Annotated in this window: 14 protein-coding genes; 8 read left to right on the plus strand and 6 right to left on the minus strand. The window is 75.1% G+C overall.

The genetic code is table 11. The features are described from left to right. Window positions 1-150: 150 nt before the first annotated feature. A complete protein-coding gene (locus tag ABZ793_RS03585) occupies window positions 151-1,410 on the plus strand; it encodes a M48 family metallopeptidase (RefSeq protein WP_357451255.1) in 1,260 nt (419 codons plus the stop codon). Continuing rightward, the gene (locus ABZ793_RS03590) at window positions 1,407-2,531 is read left to right on the plus strand and encodes a glycosyltransferase family 4 protein (RefSeq protein WP_357451258.1); all 1,125 of its coding nucleotides are present in this window, start codon (window positions 1,407-1,409) and stop codon (window positions 2,529-2,531) included. Before ABZ793_RS03585 ends, ABZ793_RS03590 begins: the two co-directional genes overlap by 4 nt. 110 nt (window positions 2,532-2,641) lie before the next feature. On the opposite strand, the gene ABZ793_RS03595 is transcribed toward ABZ793_RS03590, so the two are convergent. The 5 genes from ABZ793_RS03595 to ABZ793_RS03615 all read right to left on the minus strand — a co-directional run bounded on the left by ABZ793_RS03595 (window position 2,642) and on the right by ABZ793_RS03615 (window position 9,613). Further along, window positions 2,642-4,423, minus strand: coding sequence for a bifunctional diguanylate cyclase/phosphodiesterase (locus tag ABZ793_RS03595; protein WP_357451261.1), 1,782 nt, complete (start codon window positions 4,421-4,423; stop codon window positions 2,642-2,644). Then, complete coding sequence (locus tag ABZ793_RS03600; RefSeq protein ID WP_350707972.1) at window positions 4,416-5,225, minus strand: SAM-dependent methyltransferase; 810 nt, start codon at window positions 5,223-5,225, stop codon at window positions 4,416-4,418. The genes ABZ793_RS03595 and ABZ793_RS03600 overlap by 8 nt, the downstream gene beginning before the upstream one ends. Before the next feature lie 191 nt (window positions 5,226-5,416). Then, window positions 5,417-6,085, minus strand: coding sequence for a response regulator transcription factor (locus tag ABZ793_RS03605; RefSeq protein ID WP_007072219.1), 669 nt, complete (start codon window positions 6,083-6,085; stop codon window positions 5,417-5,419). A gap of 7 nt (window positions 6,086-6,092) precedes the next feature. After that, on the minus strand, window positions 6,093-7,787 hold the full coding sequence (locus ABZ793_RS03610; protein WP_357451266.1) for a GAF domain-containing sensor histidine kinase: 1,695 nt from the start codon (window positions 7,785-7,787) through the stop codon (window positions 6,093-6,095). A gap of 14 nt (window positions 7,788-7,801) precedes the next feature. Next, on the minus strand, window positions 7,802-9,613 hold the full coding sequence (locus ABZ793_RS03615; RefSeq protein ID WP_357451269.1) for an AMP-dependent synthetase/ligase: 1,812 nt from the start codon (window positions 9,611-9,613) through the stop codon (window positions 7,802-7,804). Window positions 9,614-9,803: 190 nt separating this feature from the next. Here ABZ793_RS03615 and ABZ793_RS03620 point away from each other — a divergent pair, with 190 nt between their 5' ends. From ABZ793_RS03620 to ABZ793_RS03645, 6 genes are all read left to right on the plus strand, one after another. Further along, complete coding sequence (locus tag ABZ793_RS03620) at window positions 9,804-10,259, plus strand: SRPBCC family protein (protein WP_350707977.1); 456 nt, start codon at window positions 9,804-9,806, stop codon at window positions 10,257-10,259. A gap of 31 nt (window positions 10,260-10,290) precedes the next feature. Further along, window positions 10,291-10,935, plus strand: coding sequence for a hypothetical protein (locus ABZ793_RS03625; protein ID WP_357451272.1), 645 nt, complete (start codon window positions 10,291-10,293; stop codon window positions 10,933-10,935). Window positions 10,936-11,011: 76 nt separating this feature from the next. Next, on the plus strand, window positions 11,012-11,959 hold the full coding sequence (locus ABZ793_RS03630; RefSeq protein WP_357451275.1) for an ROK family glucokinase: 948 nt from the start codon (window positions 11,012-11,014) through the stop codon (window positions 11,957-11,959). 8 nt (window positions 11,960-11,967) lie between these two features. After that, window positions 11,968-12,675, plus strand: a complete 708-nt coding sequence (locus tag ABZ793_RS03635; protein WP_357451278.1) for an endonuclease/exonuclease/phosphatase family protein — start codon at window positions 11,968-11,970, stop codon at window positions 12,673-12,675. Between the two features lie 92 nt (window positions 12,676-12,767). Further along, the gene (locus tag ABZ793_RS03640; RefSeq protein WP_357451281.1) at window positions 12,768-14,177 is read left to right on the plus strand and encodes an NAD(P)-binding domain-containing protein; all 1,410 of its coding nucleotides are present in this window, start codon (window positions 12,768-12,770) and stop codon (window positions 14,175-14,177) included. Between the two features lie 46 nt (window positions 14,178-14,223). Then, window positions 14,224-15,048 (plus strand): alpha/beta fold hydrolase, encoded by an 825-nt coding sequence (locus tag ABZ793_RS03645; protein ID WP_357451284.1) that lies wholly within the window; start codon window positions 14,224-14,226, stop codon window positions 15,046-15,048. A 22-nt stretch (window positions 15,049-15,070) separates the two neighbouring features. Here the strand turns inward: ABZ793_RS03645 and ABZ793_RS03650 are convergent, their stop codons facing one another. Then, complete coding sequence (locus ABZ793_RS03650; RefSeq protein ID WP_357451287.1) at window positions 15,071-16,489, minus strand: trehalose-6-phosphate synthase; 1,419 nt, start codon at window positions 16,487-16,489, stop codon at window positions 15,071-15,073. Window positions 16,490-16,627: the final 138 nt, after the last annotated feature.

The following is a 16,627-nucleotide window of genomic DNA, read 5'->3' on the forward strand; positions in this document are numbered from 1 at the left end:
TAGGATGGGCCCTCACGGCGGGAGGGAGCGGCGCATGACGCGGGTACGGCGCGGTGGCGGCAGCCCCGCCGCGATCGGCGGCGCCGGGGGCCCCGGACGGTCGCGGGCGGTGCCGCCGGCGGGCCGCCGCGCGGTGCGGGGTGGGCCCCGGTGAGCCCGCGCGGCTGGGCGGTGCTGACCCTGGTCGGCCTGACCGTGGCCCTGGTGGTGACCGCCGCGGTGCTGATCCCGTGGCAGCGCCCGCCCGCGCCGCGGGCCGACCAGTTGGCCGCGCTGGGTGACCTCCCCGCCGACCAGGTGGCCCGCGGCCGGGAGTTCCGCTCCGCGCTGCGCCCCGCCGGCTGGGCCGCGCTGGCCCTCGGCCTGCTGGTCGCCCTGGCGTTCGGCCTCACCCCGCTGGGCAGCCGGCTGGTCGAGCTGGCCGGCCGTCCCTTCGGCGGCCACTGGATCGCCCAGGCCGTGCTCGGCGGGCTCGCCGTGGTGCTCGTCGCCGACCTGGTCACCCTCCCGTTCGCCGCCTGGCGCCAGAGCGTGCTCACCCGCTACGGGCTCGCCACCAACGGCTGGAGCGGCTGGACCGTCGACCTGCTCAAGTCGTACGCGGTCAGCGCCGTCATCGGCGCGGTGGCGCTGCTCGGCTTCTACACCGTCATCCGGCTGTCGCCGCGCTGGTGGTGGGCGTTCGGCGCGGCCGGCGCCGCGACCCTGGTGGTGCTGCTCTCCTTCGTGCTGCCGGTGCTGGTGGAACCGGTGTTCAACAGGTTCACCCCGATGGAGCAGGGCCCGCTGCGCACCGAACTGATGACGATGGCGGCCCGCGACGGCGTCCCCGTACGCGACGTGCTGGTCGCCGACGCCTCGCGGCGCACCCGGGCGGTGAACGCGTACGTCTCGGGCCTCGGGCCGACCCGGCGGGTGGTCGTCTACGACACGTTGCTGCGCGAGGCGACGCCGGCCGAGGTGACCGCTGTCGTGGCGCACGAGCTGGGGCACGCCAAGGACCGCGACGTGTCGGTCGGCACGCTGACCGGGGCGCTGGGCGCCGCCGCCGCGGTGGTCGCGCTCTACCTGATCGGGTCCTCCGGCCCGCTGCTGCGGCTGGCCGGCGTCGACTCGGTCGCCCAACCGCGCGCCTTCCCCCTGCTGATCGCCCTGGTGACGGTCGCCGGGCTGGTCTCCACCCCGGTGCAGGCGCTGATGTCGCGGCGGGTGGAGGCACGCGCCGACGCGCACGCGCTGGCCCTGACCGGCGACCCGGCCGCCTTCGAGGCGATGCAGCGCCGGCTCGCCGGGATCAACCTGGCCGATCCCGATCCGCCGCGCTGGGAGTACCTCTACTCCGCCACGCACCCGTCCACGGTCGAGCGGATGGCCGCCGCCCGCGCCCACGCCAGGGAGGCCGGCCGATGAGCCGTACGCTGCTGATCACCAACGACTTCCCGCCCCGCCCGGGCGGCATCCAGTCCTTCGTGCACAACCTCGCGGTGCGCCAGCCCGCCGGCTCGGTGGTCGTCTACGCCTCGACCTGGCGCGGCGCGGAGAAGTTCGACGCCGACCAGCCCTTCGAGGTGGTCCGGGAGCGCACCGGCGTGCTGCTGCCCACCCCGCCGGTGGCCCGCCGGGCCGCCCGGCTGGCCCGGACGTACGACTGCGACACCGTGTGGTTCGGCGCGGCGGCCCCCCTCGGGCTGCTCGCCGCCGGCCTGCGACGCCGGGCGGGCATCCGCCGGGCGGTGGCGCAGACCCACGGCCACGAGGTCGGCTGGGCGGCGCTGCCGGGCGCCCGGGCCGCGCTGCGCCGGATCGGTCGCGGCGTGGACGTGACCACCTACCTGGGCGAGTACACCAGGGTGCGGCTGGAGCGGGCGCTGCACGGGGTGACCGAGCTGCACCGGCTCGCGCCCGGGGTGGACGTGGACACCTACCACCCGTCCGTCGACGGCGAACCGGTGCGGCGTCGGCTCGGCCTGGCCGACCGCCCGGTGGTGGTCTGCGTCTCCCGGCTGGTGCCGCGCAAGGGCCAGGACATGCTGATCCGGGCGATGCCCGAGATCCGCCGGCGGGTGCCCGACGCCGCGCTGCTGGTGGTCGGCGGCGGGCCGTACCGGGCCACGCTGGAGAAGCTGGCACGCCAGGCGGGGGTCGAGCGGGACGTGGTCTTCACCGGCTCGGTGCCGTCCGCCGAACTGCCCGCCCACTACGCCGCCGGCGACGTCTACGCGATGCCGTGCCGCACCCGCAACCGGGGGCTGGACGTCGAGGGGCTCGGGATCGTCTACCTGGAGGCCTCCGCGACCGGCCTGCCGGTGGTGGCCGGCGACTCCGGCGGCGCGCCGGACGCCGTCCGCGAGGGCGAGACCGGGTTCGTGGTGCGCGGCCGGGACGTCGCCCAGCTCGCCGACCGGGTGGCCACGCTGCTCGCCGACCGGGACCTGGCCCGCCAGTTCGGCGCGGCCGGTCGCGCATGGGTGGAGCGGGAGTGGCGCTGGGAGACCCAGGCGCGGCGGATGGCGGCCCTGCTGGCCGGCTGACGCCCGCCTGGCGGGGTGCCGGGTGTGCCCGCCTGCGCGCTGTCGAGCTGCCCCGTCCATGAGACCAGGGCGGTCGACAGTGGTCGGAAGGGGCGTGGGGTGGCCGGCGGTCAGCGGAGGCGTTCGAGGAGGCGCTCGGCCGAGTCCGGGCGGCCGAAGTGCCAGCCCTGGGCGGCGTCGCAGCCGATCGCCCGCAGCCGCTCCGCCTGCCCGGCGGTCTCCACGCCCTCGGCGGTGACGGTCAGGTCCAGCGCGTGCGCCAGGGACACGAGCGAGGCGAGGATCCGCTCGTCGGCCCGGCTCTCCGGCGCGCGCAGCCCGGCCACGAACTGACCGGCCACCTTCAGCTCGGTCACCGGCAGGTCCCGCAGGTACGCCAGGTTGCAGTAGCCGGTGCCGAAGTCGTCGATGGCGATCCGGACGCCGAGGTCGGCCAGCACCCGCAGCGCCCGGACGGGCTCCTCGGCGGTGCTCATCATGGTGCTCTCGGTGATCTCCAGCTGAAGCCGCCCCGGCGGCAGGCCGGTGCGCCGCAGCAGTCCGCGGACCTCCTGGACCAGGCCGGGGCGGCGGACCTGCCGTACCGCCAGGTTGACGCTGACGAACGGGGCCGTCGCGACTACGGCGGACCAGCTACCCGCCTGCCGGCACGCCTCGGCCAGCACCCACCCGCCGAGCGGGACGATGAGCCCGGTCTCCTCGGCCAGGCCGATGAAGCTGTCCGGTCGCAGGACGCCCAGCTCCGGGTGGCGCCAGCGCACCAGCGCCTCCACGCCGACCACCCGGCCGTCGCGCAGTGAGGTCAGCGGCTGGTAGTCGAGGTAGAACTCGCCCCGCTCCAGGGCGGCCGGGATGGCCGCGGAGAGCGCGTACCGGGCCAGCTCCCGACGGTCGCGGTCGGCGTCGTAGAGCGCCCAGCGGGCGCCGCCGGCGGCCTTCGCCCAGTGCAGGGTGCTGTCGGCCGCCCGCATGAGGTCACCGGGGGAGGTGCCGGCGACCTGCCGCTCCACGATGCCGATGCTCGCCGACACGCACAGCTCGTGCCCGTCCACCAGCACCGGCGCGCGCACCGCGGCCAGCGCCGCCTCCGCCACGGCGACGACGTCGTCGGTGCCGGTGGTGCGCTCGACCAGGACGACGAACTCGTCGCCGCCGAGCCGGGCCACCAGATGCCCGTCGATGGCCCGGCGGAGCCGGTCGGCAACGGTGGCCAGCAGCCCGTCGCCGACCTGGTGCCCGTGCGAGTCGTTGACCACCTTGAACCGGTCCAGGTCCAGGAAGCAGACCCCGACGCGCTCCCCGCCCGGGCCGGGGGAGTCGATCGCGGCGCTCAGGCGCTCCGTGAACAGCGCGCGGTTGGGCAGGTCGGTCAGCGGATCGTGGGTCGCCTGGTGGCGGAAGCGGGCCTCGCTGGCGCGCAGCGCCCGCTCCGCCTGCGCCCGGGCGGTCATCGCGGCCCGCCGGATCGACTCCTGCTCGTCCAGCGTCCGGTCCCGCAGCGCACGGGAGTACCCGATGGACACCGCGGCCAGCAGCCGGGCCAGCCGGTCCCCGACCTCCTCGCCGACCAGCCCGAGGTCGCGGGCCAGCCGGAGCTGGACGACCTCGACCGTACGCCCCAGCGCCTCGGGCGACGCGATGTGCGCGGCCACCAGTTCCGTGCCGACGCGGTGCCCGACCCGCAGGTCGAACGGGTCGGACAGCAGCGCCCCCGCGAGCTGGTCGGTGAGGCGTTGCAGCAGCGCCTCCAGCTGTGCCTGGGTCATCGGCAGGTAACTGGTGCCGGAGACGGCCTTGGCCCACGCCCGGGCGAACGCTCCCGGGCGCGACGGACGCCGCACGGTCGTCCCGGGCGGCACGGCGAGGGCCGCGGCCCCCGGCAACTCACCCATCGAGCCGCCCGACGCCGCCGATGAAGGCCGCCCGTTCGGCGTACTCGGCGCTGTCGGCGGACTCCGGGCGCCACTGCGGCACCCAGACCACGCCGGGCTCGACCAGCTCGAAGCCGTCGAACAACGCGGTCAGCTCGCCCCGGCTGCGGATCCACAGGGGATTGTCGGTGCGCCGGTAGACGCGCTCGGCGTCGGCCCGCTCCTCGTCGCCGCGGCCGTCGGCGCTGGCCTGCGAGAGCACCAGGTAGCTGCCCGGCGCCAGCGCCTGGCGCAGCGTCCGCAGCAGCTCGGCCGGCCGGTCGTCGTCGGAGACGAAGTGCAGCACCGCCACGATCATCACGGCGATCGGCCGGTCGAAGTCGAGCAGCCGGCGGACCTCGGGGTGGGCGACGATGCGCTCGGCATGACGCAGGTCCTCCTGCACCACCGCGGCGCGGTCATTGCCGTCGAGGATCTCCCGGCTGTGCGCCACCGCCACCGGGTCCACGTCGACGTAGACGACCCGGGCGTCGGGGGCCTCGCGCTGGGCGATCTCGTGCACGTTGCCGACGGTGGGGATGCCCGAGCCGATGTCCAGGAACTGCCGGACGCCGGCGTCGAGGAGGAACTGCACCGCCCGGCGCAGAAAGGCCCGGTTGGCCTGCGCCATCAGCGGCGCCTCCGGCACGGCGGCCACCATCGCCTGGGCCGCCGCCCGGTCCACCGCGAAGTTGTGCGAGCCGCCGAGGTAGTAGTCGTACATGCGGGCCACGCTGGGGCGCTCGATGTCGATCTCGTCGGGTGCCCAGTCCGGCCGCTGCATGCGCTCACCCCTCGTGTCGGCGGTGCGGACGCCGTTGCCCGCGCCGGTATTCTGCCGGTTGCCCGGCGGGGAGACCATAGCGCGCCGCCCCGCAAGGTGACGACGTCGGTCGATGCGCCGACAGGCCCGCGCCGGCGTCGGCGGGCGCGGGCCTGTCGGTGGTGCGTCGCTGGGCTCCCGGAGGGAACCGTTCAGAACTTCGGGGCGTCCGGAGCCTCGAGCAGGCCCAGCCGCAGCGCGGTCATCAGCGCCTGCGCCCGGTTGGCCGCACCCAGCTTCTCGTAGAGCTTCGAGATGTGGGTCTTGGCGGTGGACTCGCTGACGAAGAGCTGCTTGGCGATGCCCGCCACGCTCATCCCGTCGGCGAGCAGCCGCAGCACCTGGCCCTCGCGGGGGGACAGCTGCGGCCCGGACGGGGCCAGCCGGCGCTTCATCGCCTCGGCCAGGTCGGCGGCGGTGAAGGCGCTGGGGGAGGAGGCGGCGTGCCGGGCGGCGGCGACGACCTCGTCGGCCGGCGCCGTCTTGGGCACGAACGCGCTCGCCCCGGCCTCCAGGGCGCCGAAGAGCTGGTCGTCGCCGGCGTACATGGTGAGCACGACGATGCCCATCGAGGCGCTCGACTTGCGAAGCGCCCGGGTGGCCTCCAGACCGCTGCCGTCGGGCAGCCGCAGGTCCATGATCACCACATCCGGCTGCAGCGCACCGGCCTGGCGTACGCCCTCCGCCGCCGTGGCGGCCTCGCCGACGACCTCGAACTGCCGGTCACGCTCGAACGCGTGCCGCAGGCCCTTGCGGATCAGGTCGTGATCGTCGACAAGGAGGACCTTGGTACGGGTCGCCGGTGTCGGACTTGTGGTCATCCTCGGGTTACTCCCCTTCTGGTGCCGCTACGCTACCGCGCACGTTATCGCGCCGGGGCGACGAGCCGAGCACCACCGCGACGGTCGTGCCGCTCGGTTGCCGCGGCCTGATCTCCAACCGGCCCCGGATACGTTCCGCCCTCTCGGCCATGATCGCAAGACCGTAGTGCCCGTCCGAGCGCTGGTCAGCAATCCCCTGACCGTCATCCGACACTTCGATCTGGGCGTACGGGGGGTCGACCTCGCAGGTGACCCACAGATTCGCGGCTCCGGCGTGCTTGCGCGCGTTGGTGACCGCCTCCTGGGCGATGCGCAGCAGTTCGGCCTCGGTGGCGGCCGGCAGCCGGGCGGTGGACTCGTCCAGGGAGAGGTGGACCCGCAGTCCGCCGGAGGCGCCGACCGTGCGGGCGTACTCGGCGATCGCGGCGGCCAGCCCGCCGTGCCGGTCGACCTCGCTGCGCAGCTCGAACAGGCTCAGCCGCAGCTCGGTGATCACCCGGGTCACCTCGTGGCGCAGCGCGCGCAGGCTCTCGGCGGTCTCCTCGGCGTCGTCGTGCACGGTGGCCAGGGCGTTGTCGATGCCGTAGCCGACCATCACCAGCTCCTGTGCCACCCCGTCGTGGATCTCCCGGGCCAGCCGCTGCCGCTCCTCGTTGGTGGCCAGCGAGCGGACCTCGTCGAAGAGCAGCGCCGCCTCCAGCCGGAGCGCGGCCGGGCGGGTCAGCCCGGTCACCCGGGACACCACCCCGGCCGGGTACGCCTGCGCCGCGTCCGCCTCCAGCACCACCAGGCCGACCGTGCGCACCCCGGCCACCAGCGGCACGATCAGCGCGGAGACGTCGCCGCCCCGGTGCGACCGGGCCTGCGAGCGGGCGGCGGTGTGCGGCTGCTGGCTGGCCCACGCGTCGGCGATCGCCGAATCCGCGTCCAGCGTCGTCTCCCAGTCCACCCGGTCCACGCCCACCTGGGCGAGCACCACGAGCCGGCCGCCGCCGCTGGCCGACAGCACCGCCGCCCGGTCCGCCCGCGCCACCGCGCGCAGCTCCTCGAGCAGGTGCTCGGAGATGCCGCCCGGGTCGAGGGTGGCCCCGGGCAGCTGCCGCGCCACCGTGCGCAGCTGGGTGAGCAGCCGGGTCGCCTCGGCGTACGGCTGGGGTTTGCCGTCGTTGCGGACCTGCATCAGCCGGTGCAGGGTGCCGGCCGCGTAGAGGCCGAGCCCGGCCAGGATCAGCCATTGGGCGCAGACCGCGAGGTAGCCGAGCTGGCCGATCTGCCGGCCGCCGTCGACCCCGGTGAGCGCGCCGGCCACCAGCAGGGTGGCCGCGGTGACCGCCAGCAGGGCGGCGCCCTCGGCGAACCGGCGGCGCAGCGCGGTGACGGCCACCGGGACCGCCAGGTAGGGCAGCACCGCGGAGGCGCCCAGCCCGCCGACGTCCCCGCCGATGGTCGCGACGGCGGCGACCTGGCTCGCGGCCAGCCCCAGCACCACCACCTCGGCCACCCGGCTGAGCGGGCCGACCAGCCGGTGCGCGGGCGCCAGCAGCGCGGGCAGCCCGGCGGCGGCGAGCAGCGCCACCCACCAGAGCTGGGTGACGTCGCGCGTGGCGAACAGGGTCAGGACGGCGACGAGCGCCAGCATGACCACGCGCGCCGCGGCGGCGAGGGGATGCGGCTGGGGCCGGGTGGGCGTCGAGGCGGGCACGTGACGGATGGTAGTCAGCGCCGGTAGATGTCGGCGATCTCCGCCGCGTACGACTTGTGCACGACCTGGCGCTTGACCTTCAGCGACGGCGTCAGCTCGCCGGTCGCCTCGGTGAAGTCGCGGGGCAGGATCCGGAACACCTTGATCGCCTCGGCCTTGGAGACCGCCTGGTTGGCGGTGTCGATCGCGCCCTGGATCTCCGCCCGCAGCCCCTCGTGCTCGCGCAGCTTCTCGACCGGGGTGTCCGCCGGCAGCCCCGCGGAGGACAGCCACCGGGGCAGCGCCTCCTCGTCGAGGGTGACCAGCGCGGCGATGAACGGCTGCCGGTCGCCGACGACCAGGCACTGGCTGACCAGCGGGTGCGCCCGCACCTGGTCCTCCAGCACGGCCGGGGCGACGTTCTTGCCGCCGGCCGTCACGATGATCTCCTTCTTCCGGCCGGTGATGCTCAGGAAGCCGTCGGCGTCGAGGTGGCCCAGGTCGCCGGTGCGGAACCAGCCGTCCGGGCTGAGCACCTCGGCGGTCGCCTCCTCGTTGCCCCAGTAGCCGCGGAAGACCAGGTCGCCGGAGATCAGGATCTCCCCGTCGTCGTCGATCCGGATCGTCACGCCCGGCAGCGGCCGGCCGACCGTGCCGATCCGGGTGGCGTCGGGCAGGTTCGCGGCGGCGGCGGGGGAGGTCTCGGTCAGGCCGTACCCCTCGCAGACGCTGACGCCGATGCCGCGGAAGAAGTGGCCCAGCCGGGCGCCGAGCGGGGCGCCGCCGGAGATCGCGTCGCGGCACCGGCCGCCGAGCGCCGCCCGCAGCTTGCGGTAGACCAGCCTGTCGAAGAGCGCGTGCTGCACGCGTAGCGCCAGGCCGGGGCCGCCGGCGGTCTCCAGGGCCTCGCTGTACGAGATGGCGACCTGTTCGGCGCGGGCGAAGATCCTGCCTTTGCCGTCCGCCTCGGCCTTCTGCTTGGCCCCGTTGTAGACCTTCTCGAACACCCGGGGCACCGAGAGCACGAAGGTGGGACGGAAGTCCTGCAGCTCGGCGACCAGGTTCCTGGTGTCCGCGCAGTGCCGCATGGTGGCCCGCGCCTGGACCACGCCGATCTGGATCAGCCGGGCGAAGGCGTGCGCCAGCGGGAGGAAGAGCAGGGTCGACGCGTCGGACCGGAAGAGGTTCGGCAGCACCGGCACGGCGTTGGCGATGTCGGCGTACATGTTCCGGTGGGTGAGGACGCAGCCCTTGGGGCGGCCGGTGGTGCCGCTGGTGTAGATGACGGTGGCGAGGTCGTCGGCGCGTACGGCGGCGCGCCGCCGGTCGATCTCGGTCGGGTCGACCGACGCGCCGGAGCGGACCAGGTCGTCCACCGCGCCCAGGTCGATCTGCCAGAGGTGCCGGAGCTCGGGCAGCCGGTCCCGCAGGCCCGCGACCAGGGTGGCGTGGGCGTTGCTCTCCACCACGCAGGCCACCGCACCGGAGTCGGCGAGGATCCACGCGGCCTGCTCGGCGCTGGAGCTCTCGTAGATCGGCACGGTGACCGCGCCGGCCGCCCAGATCGCGTAGTCCAGCAGGGTCCACTCGTAGCGGGTGCGGCTCATCAGGCCGACCCGGTCGCCCGGCTGGACGCCGGCGGCGACCAGGCCCCGGGCCGCCGCGACGACCTCGTCGCGGAACTGTCGGCAGGTGACGTCGGCCCAGGTCGTCCCGCCGTCGGCCGCCCCGCTCGGGCGGACGAACTGGACCGCGTCCGGGGCGACCTCGGCGTTTTCCCAGACCGGATCGGTGAGGTTGGCCGCGTCGCCGACGGTGACGATCGGCGGGACGGAGAACTCGCGCACCTGCACTCCCTCGTGCTCACTGGCCGTGCCGGCCGCCACCACGGGTCGGCTCTGTCGAAACCTACCCGTCTCGGCGGCCGGGGCGAATAGGCAGGTAGCCCGGTGCTCGCCGTGCCGGCGGGGGACACGCCCCCGGTGCGTGCGGGGGCGGCGCGGCGTACGCGCGGCCGGCGCCGGGTAGCCTCCCCCCATGGCGGACTCCTCCACCCAGTCGATCGTCGTCGGCGCGCCACCGGAACGGGTGGCGGCGGTCGTCTGCGACTTCCCGAGCTACCCCGAGTGGACCGAAGCGGTGCGGCGGGCGGAGGTGATCGAGGAGTACGAGGACGGCTACGCCAGCCAGGTCCGGTTCGTCATCGACGCCGGGGTGATGGCCGACGAGTACGTGCTGGCCTACGAGTACGCCGAGGACCTCTCCCGGATCGAGTGGCACCTGGTGGCGCCCTCGAAGATGCAGAAGTCCCAGCGCGGCTCGTACGACCTGGTGGGCAACCCGGACGGCACGACGACCGTGACCTACACCCTTGAGGTCGAGCTCTCGGTCGGAATGCTCGGGATGTTCCGCCGCAAGGCCGAGAAAATGATCATGGATACCGCGTTGAAGCAGCTCAAGCGCCGGGTAGAAGCACCCGGTGCGGCGCAGTGACGCGTCCGGCGGCAGGGTAGAGGAGCCGACCATGGGTGCAACGGATCCGGGTTCGGCCCGGGAAGAGGCGGAACGACTGGTCGCCACGCTGCTGGCCGGCGCGCGCCTCGCGACGTCCGGCTCCGGGACGGGCCCGTGGGGTCCGCTCGGTGGGATCGTGTCGGGTGTCCTCGGTCACAGCGCCGCCCCGGGCGAGCCGACCGGGGGATCCGGGGGCGGCTTCGCCACCGGCGGGCCGGAATGCTGCGTCTGCCCGGTCTGTCGGGGCATCGCCGCGTTGCGCGATCCGAGTCCGGAATTCGCCGAGCGCCTCGCCACCGGCGCCGGCGACCTGGCCGCCGGCGTGGCCAGCCTGCTGCGCGCGTTCGCCCCGCCGGAGCCCCCCGCCGAGCCGGCCGCCGCAGCGGCGTCGACCGCCGAACCGGATGGCGCGGACGACCACGTCTGGCGCGAGGCCACCCGTAGCGGGCATGATTCTCAGCCGGCAGCGGAGCGGGACGTCTGGTCCGCCGCCACCCGGGCGGAGGACGTGGCCGTCCCGGCCGCCGCACCGCCCGTCGACGCCGCCGGGCCGGCCGTCGCGGCGACCGTGCGGACGTCCGCCGACCGTCCCGTGGTGCCCGCGGCGCGGGCGCCCGGCGACGCAGGCGAGCACCCACCAGGCGACGCGGCCTGACCATCGCACATCCCGACCACGCGCCGGTCGTCCGGCGGCGCGGGCGCGGGCAGCACAGCAGAGGGGAGTGGCAGCGGTGACGCTGACCATCGGAGTCGACGTCGGTGGCACGAAGGTGGCCGGTGGTGTCGTGGACGCCGCCGGCACGGTCCTCGTGCAGGCCCGACGGGACACCCCCGCCGACGACGTCGCCAAGACCCGGGACGTCATCATCGAACTGGTCACCGAGTTGTCCGTCGGGCGGTCGATCGAGGCGGTCGGCATCGGCGCGGCAGGCTGGATCGACGCCGGCCGTTCCACCGTGCTGTTCGCGCCGAACCTCGCCTGGCGCGACGAGCCGCTGCGGGACTACGTCAGTGCCGCGACCGGCCTGCCGGTGATCGTGGAGAACGACGCCAACGTCGCGGCCTGGGCGGAGTTCCGCCACGGCGCGGCCCGGGACGCCGACGACTCGATGGTCATGTTCACCATCGGCACCGGCGTCGGCGGCGGCATCGTGCTCGGCGGCGAACTGCTGCGCGGCGCCAACGGCATCGCCGCCGAGCTCGGCCACATGCTCACCGTGCCGGACGGCCACCAGTGCGGCTGCGGCCGGCTCGGCTGCATCGAGCAGTACGCGAGCGGCAGCGCCCTGGTGCGGTTCGCCCGCGCGGCCGCCCGGCAGGAGCCGCACCGCGCCGTGGCCCTGCTGGAGCTGTCCGGCGGCGACGCCGAGGCGATCACCGGGCGCATGGTGACCGCCGCGGCGCAGGGCGGCGACCCGGTCGCCACCGAGGCGTTCGCGCAGGTCGGGCGCTGGCTCGGCACCAGCCTCGCCGACATGGCGCAGATCCTCGACCCGCAGGTCCTCGTCGTCGGCGGCGGCGTGATCGACGCCGGTGACCTGCTGCTCGGCCCGACCCGCCGGTCGTTCACCGAGGCGCTCGCCCAGCGCAGCCGGCTTCCGGTGGCCGAGATCCGCCCGGCCGAGCTGGGCAACACCGCCGGCGTCATCGGCGCCGCCGACCTGGCCCGCCGGATCTGAGGCGGGCCGTGACGCAGAGCCCGGGTGTGTCGCTGCGCGTCGTGTCGTACAACATCCACGGTCAACGGGACGACACGGCCGCGTTGGCGGCGGTGGTCCGCGCCGCCCGGCCGGACGTGGTGGTCGTGCAGGAGGGGCCGCGCCGGTTCCGGTGGCGGCAGAAGTCGGCCGCGCTGGCCGAGTCGTTCGGCCTGGTGGTGGCCGCCGGCGGGCTGCCCGCGCTGGGCAACCTGCTGCTGACCAGCCTGCGGGTGCGGGTGCTGGACACCCGGTGCCGACGCTTCCCGCTCACCCCGGGCCGGCACCTGCGCGGCGCCGCGTACGCCGAGTGCGTGGTCGCCGGTGGCGCCCGGTTCACCGTGGCCGGCTCGCACCTGTCCACCGACCCGGCCGAGCGGCCCGGGCAGGCCGCGCTGTTCAAACGCGACCTCGACGCCGCCACCACGCCGGTGATCGCCGCGGCCGACCTGAACGAGGGGCCGGACGGGCCGGCGTGGGCCACCGTGGCGGGCGGGCTGACCGACGCCGCCGTGGCGATGGACCGGGCCGACCGGCTCACCTACTCGTGCGCGAGCCCCCGGCGGCGGATCGACGCCCTCTTCGTCGACCCGCGCGTCACGGTGGTCGACTACGACGTGGTCGACACCCCGCAGACCCGCCGGGCCAGCGACCACTTCCCGGTCCTCGTCGACCTGCTGCTGCCCGGGGCCGGCTGACCGTCGTCCGCGCCCCGGGGCTGGACATCCCGCTCCGTAGTGGAGAGGATGCTGCGCGACCCGGCCCTCGTGCCGCACAAAAGGAGATCCCGGTGTCCACCTCCACCGATCACGGCCGGCCCGACCCGGAGGCGAGCACGCTCGCCCTGACCCGCGACGGTCGGCCGGTCTCCGACCGGGGCGACACCGTCTGCGTCATCGGCGCGGGGGCCAGCGGGCTCGTCGCCGTCAAGAACCTGAAGGAACACGGGTTCGGCGTCGACTGCTACGAGCGGGAGACCGGCGTCGGCGGGGCCTGGAACTGGCGGCACGACCGCAGCCCGGTGTACGCGAGCACGCACCTGATCTCGTCCCGGCCGTTCACCCAGTTCCCCGACTTCCCGATGCCCGACGACTGGCCCGACTACCCGCACCACAGCCAGCTCCTGTCGTATCTGGAGCGGTACGCCGACCACTTCGACCTGCGGGCGCACGTCTGGTTTGGCACCGAGGTCGTCCGGGTGGAGCCGGCCGAGGGGGACCGTTGGGACGTGACCACCCGCAGCACGGGCGGCTACGGCCCGGAGCGCACCTCCCGCTACGCGGCGGTGGTGGTCGCCAACGGGCACAACTGGTCGCCGAAGCTGCCCCGCTACGAGGGGTTGGAGGAGTTCCGGGGCGAGGTCGTGCACGCCTCGTCCTACAAGGACCCGGCGCAGCTGCGCGGCAAGCGGGTGCTCGTGGTCGGCGCCGGCAACACCGGCTGCGACATCGCCGTCGAGGCCGCCCAGCAGGCGTCGCACTGCTGGCACTCCACCCGCCGAGGCTACTGGTACGCCCCGAAGTACGTCCTCGGCCGCCCGACGGACCAGGTCAACGACGCGCTGCTGGCGCTGCGGGTGCCGCTGCGGGTGCGGCAGTGGCTCTACCACTGGACGCTGCGGCTGACCGTGGGCGACCTGACCCGGTTCGGCCTGCCGAAGCCCGACCACCGGGTGTACGAGACGCACCCGATCGCCAACAGCCAGCTCGTCTACTACGTGGGCCACGGCGGGATCTCCCCGGTGCCGGACGTCGCCCGCTTCCACCCGTACGCCGTGGAGCTGTCCGACGGCCGGGAGATCGACCCGGAGCTGGTCGTCTTCGCCACCGGCTACCTGCCGCGCTTCGAGTTCCTCGACCCCAAGGTGCTCGGCGACGACGCGGGGACGGGCCGGCCCACGCTCTGGCTCAACGCCTTCGCCCCCGGCCATCCCACGCTCGCCGTCGCCGGGCTGGTGCAGCCGGACTCGGGTGTCTTCCCGCTGTCGCACTGGCAGACGGTGCTCTTCGCCCGGCTGCTGCGGCTGCGCCTGACCCGTCCCGACCGGGCGGCGGCCTTCGCCGCCCGGGTGACGGCGAAGGCGGGGGAGCGCTACGCGGGGCCCGTCAAGGACAGCAGCCGGCACTGGTTCGAGGTCGGCCACGCCGACTACCTGCGCGCCGTCCAGCGCGCCCTGCGCGACCTGGAGGGTGCCCGATGAGTGCAGCGCAGCGGAGCCCCGCAGTCGCGAACGAAAGGCCGGAGCAGTGAGTCAGCAGGTGCGGATCATGCGGGGGCGGGAGTGGGCGCGCCCGGTCCGCCCGGTCCGGCGTGAGGTGCTCGGCGTGGCCCCCGAGTTGGAGGAGGGGCGACCGCCGCTGCTGTTCGTGCCGGGCTTCGGGCACGGCGCGTGGGCGTTCGCCGAGCACTGGCTGGGCCACGCCGCGTCCCGGGGTTTCCCGGCGTACGCGCTGAGCCTGCGTGGGCACGGCGGCAGCGGCCCGGCGCCGGAGGCGACGCTGCGGGCGTACGCCCACGACGTGGCGCAGGCTGCGGCGGGCCTGCCGCGCCAGGCGGTGCTGGTGGGGCACGGCGCCGGGGCCCTGGTGGTCGCGCACGCGCTGGCCCGCTACCCGGCCCGGGCCGGCGTGCTGGTCGCGCCGGTGCTCGGCGGCTGGGCGACGTTCGGCGCGGCGCTGCGCCGCAATCCGCTCGGCACGCTGCCGGCGGTGTTCGGCGGGCCGCTGCGCCTGCACCGCCGCCAGCTGTTCAGCCGGGAGCTGCCCGAGGCCGAGGCCCGGCGGTACGCGGCCCGGCTGGGGCGGGCGAGCCGACGGGCCCAGTGGCAGCTGCTGACCGGGCGGGCCGCGGAGCCCGCGGTGGGCGACCCGCCGGTGCTGGTGCTCGGCAGCCCGGACGACCGGGTGGTCCCGGCGGCGGCGCTGACCCGGGCGGCCCGGCGGTACGGCTCGGCGCCGCTGCTCTTCCCCGGCATGGGGCACGACATGATGCTCGACGCCCGGTGGCGGGAGCCGGTCGACGCGATCCTGGACTGGCTGGCGAAGGACCCGGCCCCCGACAGCCGGCCCTGACCCCGGGCCCCGTCTTCCGGCGTCAGTCGGTGGCGCCCAGCCGGGTGAGCAGCGAGCCGCTCTCGTCCAGCGCCGAGAGGTAGGAGCGGGCCCAGGCCCGGATGTCGTGCCGGTGCAGGTGCGCCCGCATGGCCCGCATCCGCGCGCCGACGTCGTCGGGGCTCGCCCGCAGCGCCGAGAGCAGCCCCTGCTTGAGCCCCTCCAGGTCGTGCGGGTTGACCAGGTACGCCTGCGGCAGCTCGGCGGCGGCGCCGGCGAACTCGCTGAGCAGCAGGGCGCCCGCGTCGTCGACCCGGGCGGCCACGTACTCCTTGGCGACGAGGTTCATCCCGTCCCGCAGCGGGGTCACCGCCATCACGTCGGCGACCCGGTAGAGGGCGGCCAGCTCGGCCCGGTCGAACGGCTGGGTCAGGTAGTGGATCGCCGGCTCGCCGACCCGGCCGAACTCGCCGTTGATCCGCCCGACCTCGCGCTCCACCCGCTCGCGGAGGATCTGGTACTGCCCGACCCGTTCCCGGCTCGGCACCGCCACCTGCACCAGCACGGTGTCGCGCACCTTGACGTGCCCGGCGGCGAGCAGTTCGCTGTACGCCTTGAGCCGCTGCTCGATGCCCTTGGTGTAGTCCATCCGGTCGACGCTGAGGATCACCTGCTCGGGGCTGCCGAGATCGTGGCGCAGCCGGCGGGCCCGGTCGGCCACGTCGGGCCGGGCGGCGAGCGCGGCCATCTCGACCGTGTCGATGGAGACGGGGAACGCGCCGATCCGGACCACCCGGTCGTCGACGGCGATCCGCCGGTCGGTGGCGGGGAACTGGAGCACCTTGGCCACCAGTTGGGCGAAGTTGTGCGCGGCCTGGGCCCGCTGGAAGCCGACCAGGTCGGCGCCGAGCATGCCGCGCAGCAGCTCGGCGCGGCGGGGGAGCTGCATGAACAGCTCGGGCGGCGGGAACGGCACGTGCAGGAAGAAGCCGATCCGCAGGTCCGGCCGGAGCGCCCGGAGCAGGCCGGGCACCAGTTGGAGGTGGTAGTCCTGCACCCAGACCATCGCGCCGGGCTCGGCCACCTGGGCGGTCGACTCGGCGAACCGCTGGTTGACCCGCTGGTACGCCTCCCACCAGCGCCGGTGGTGCTCCGGTTGCTCCACGGAGTCGTGGTAGAGCGGCCACAGGGTGGCGTTGGCGAAGCCCTCGTAGTGGTCGCGCAGCTCGTCGCCGCTGAGCGGCACGGTGTGCATCCGCACGCCGTCCACGTCGGGCACGGCGGGTGCCGGCCCCGTGCCGCCGGCCCAGCCCACCCAGGTCGCCGGGGTGTGCCGCAGCAGGGGGTGCAGGGCGCTGACCAGGCCGCCGGGGCTGCGGCGCCACTCACACGCGCCGTCCGGGGCCGCGCCGTCGTCGATGGGCAGGCGGTTGGCGACCACCACGAGGGAACTCTGTCGCATATCGGGCATTCCGATCCGCAGAGGAGTGACCGCCGCAAGGGAGGAACAACCGGGCAGTCAGCGAGGGAAGTGACGGACAGCGGTATTCCTACTGACAGTAAGTTACACCACTGTCACGACCGCGGCGTGGGGCGGCGG

It is taken from the genome of Micromonospora sp. NPDC047465, assembly GCF_040643125.1.
Classification (GTDB): domain Bacteria; phylum Actinomycetota; class Actinomycetes; order Mycobacteriales; family Micromonosporaceae; genus Micromonospora.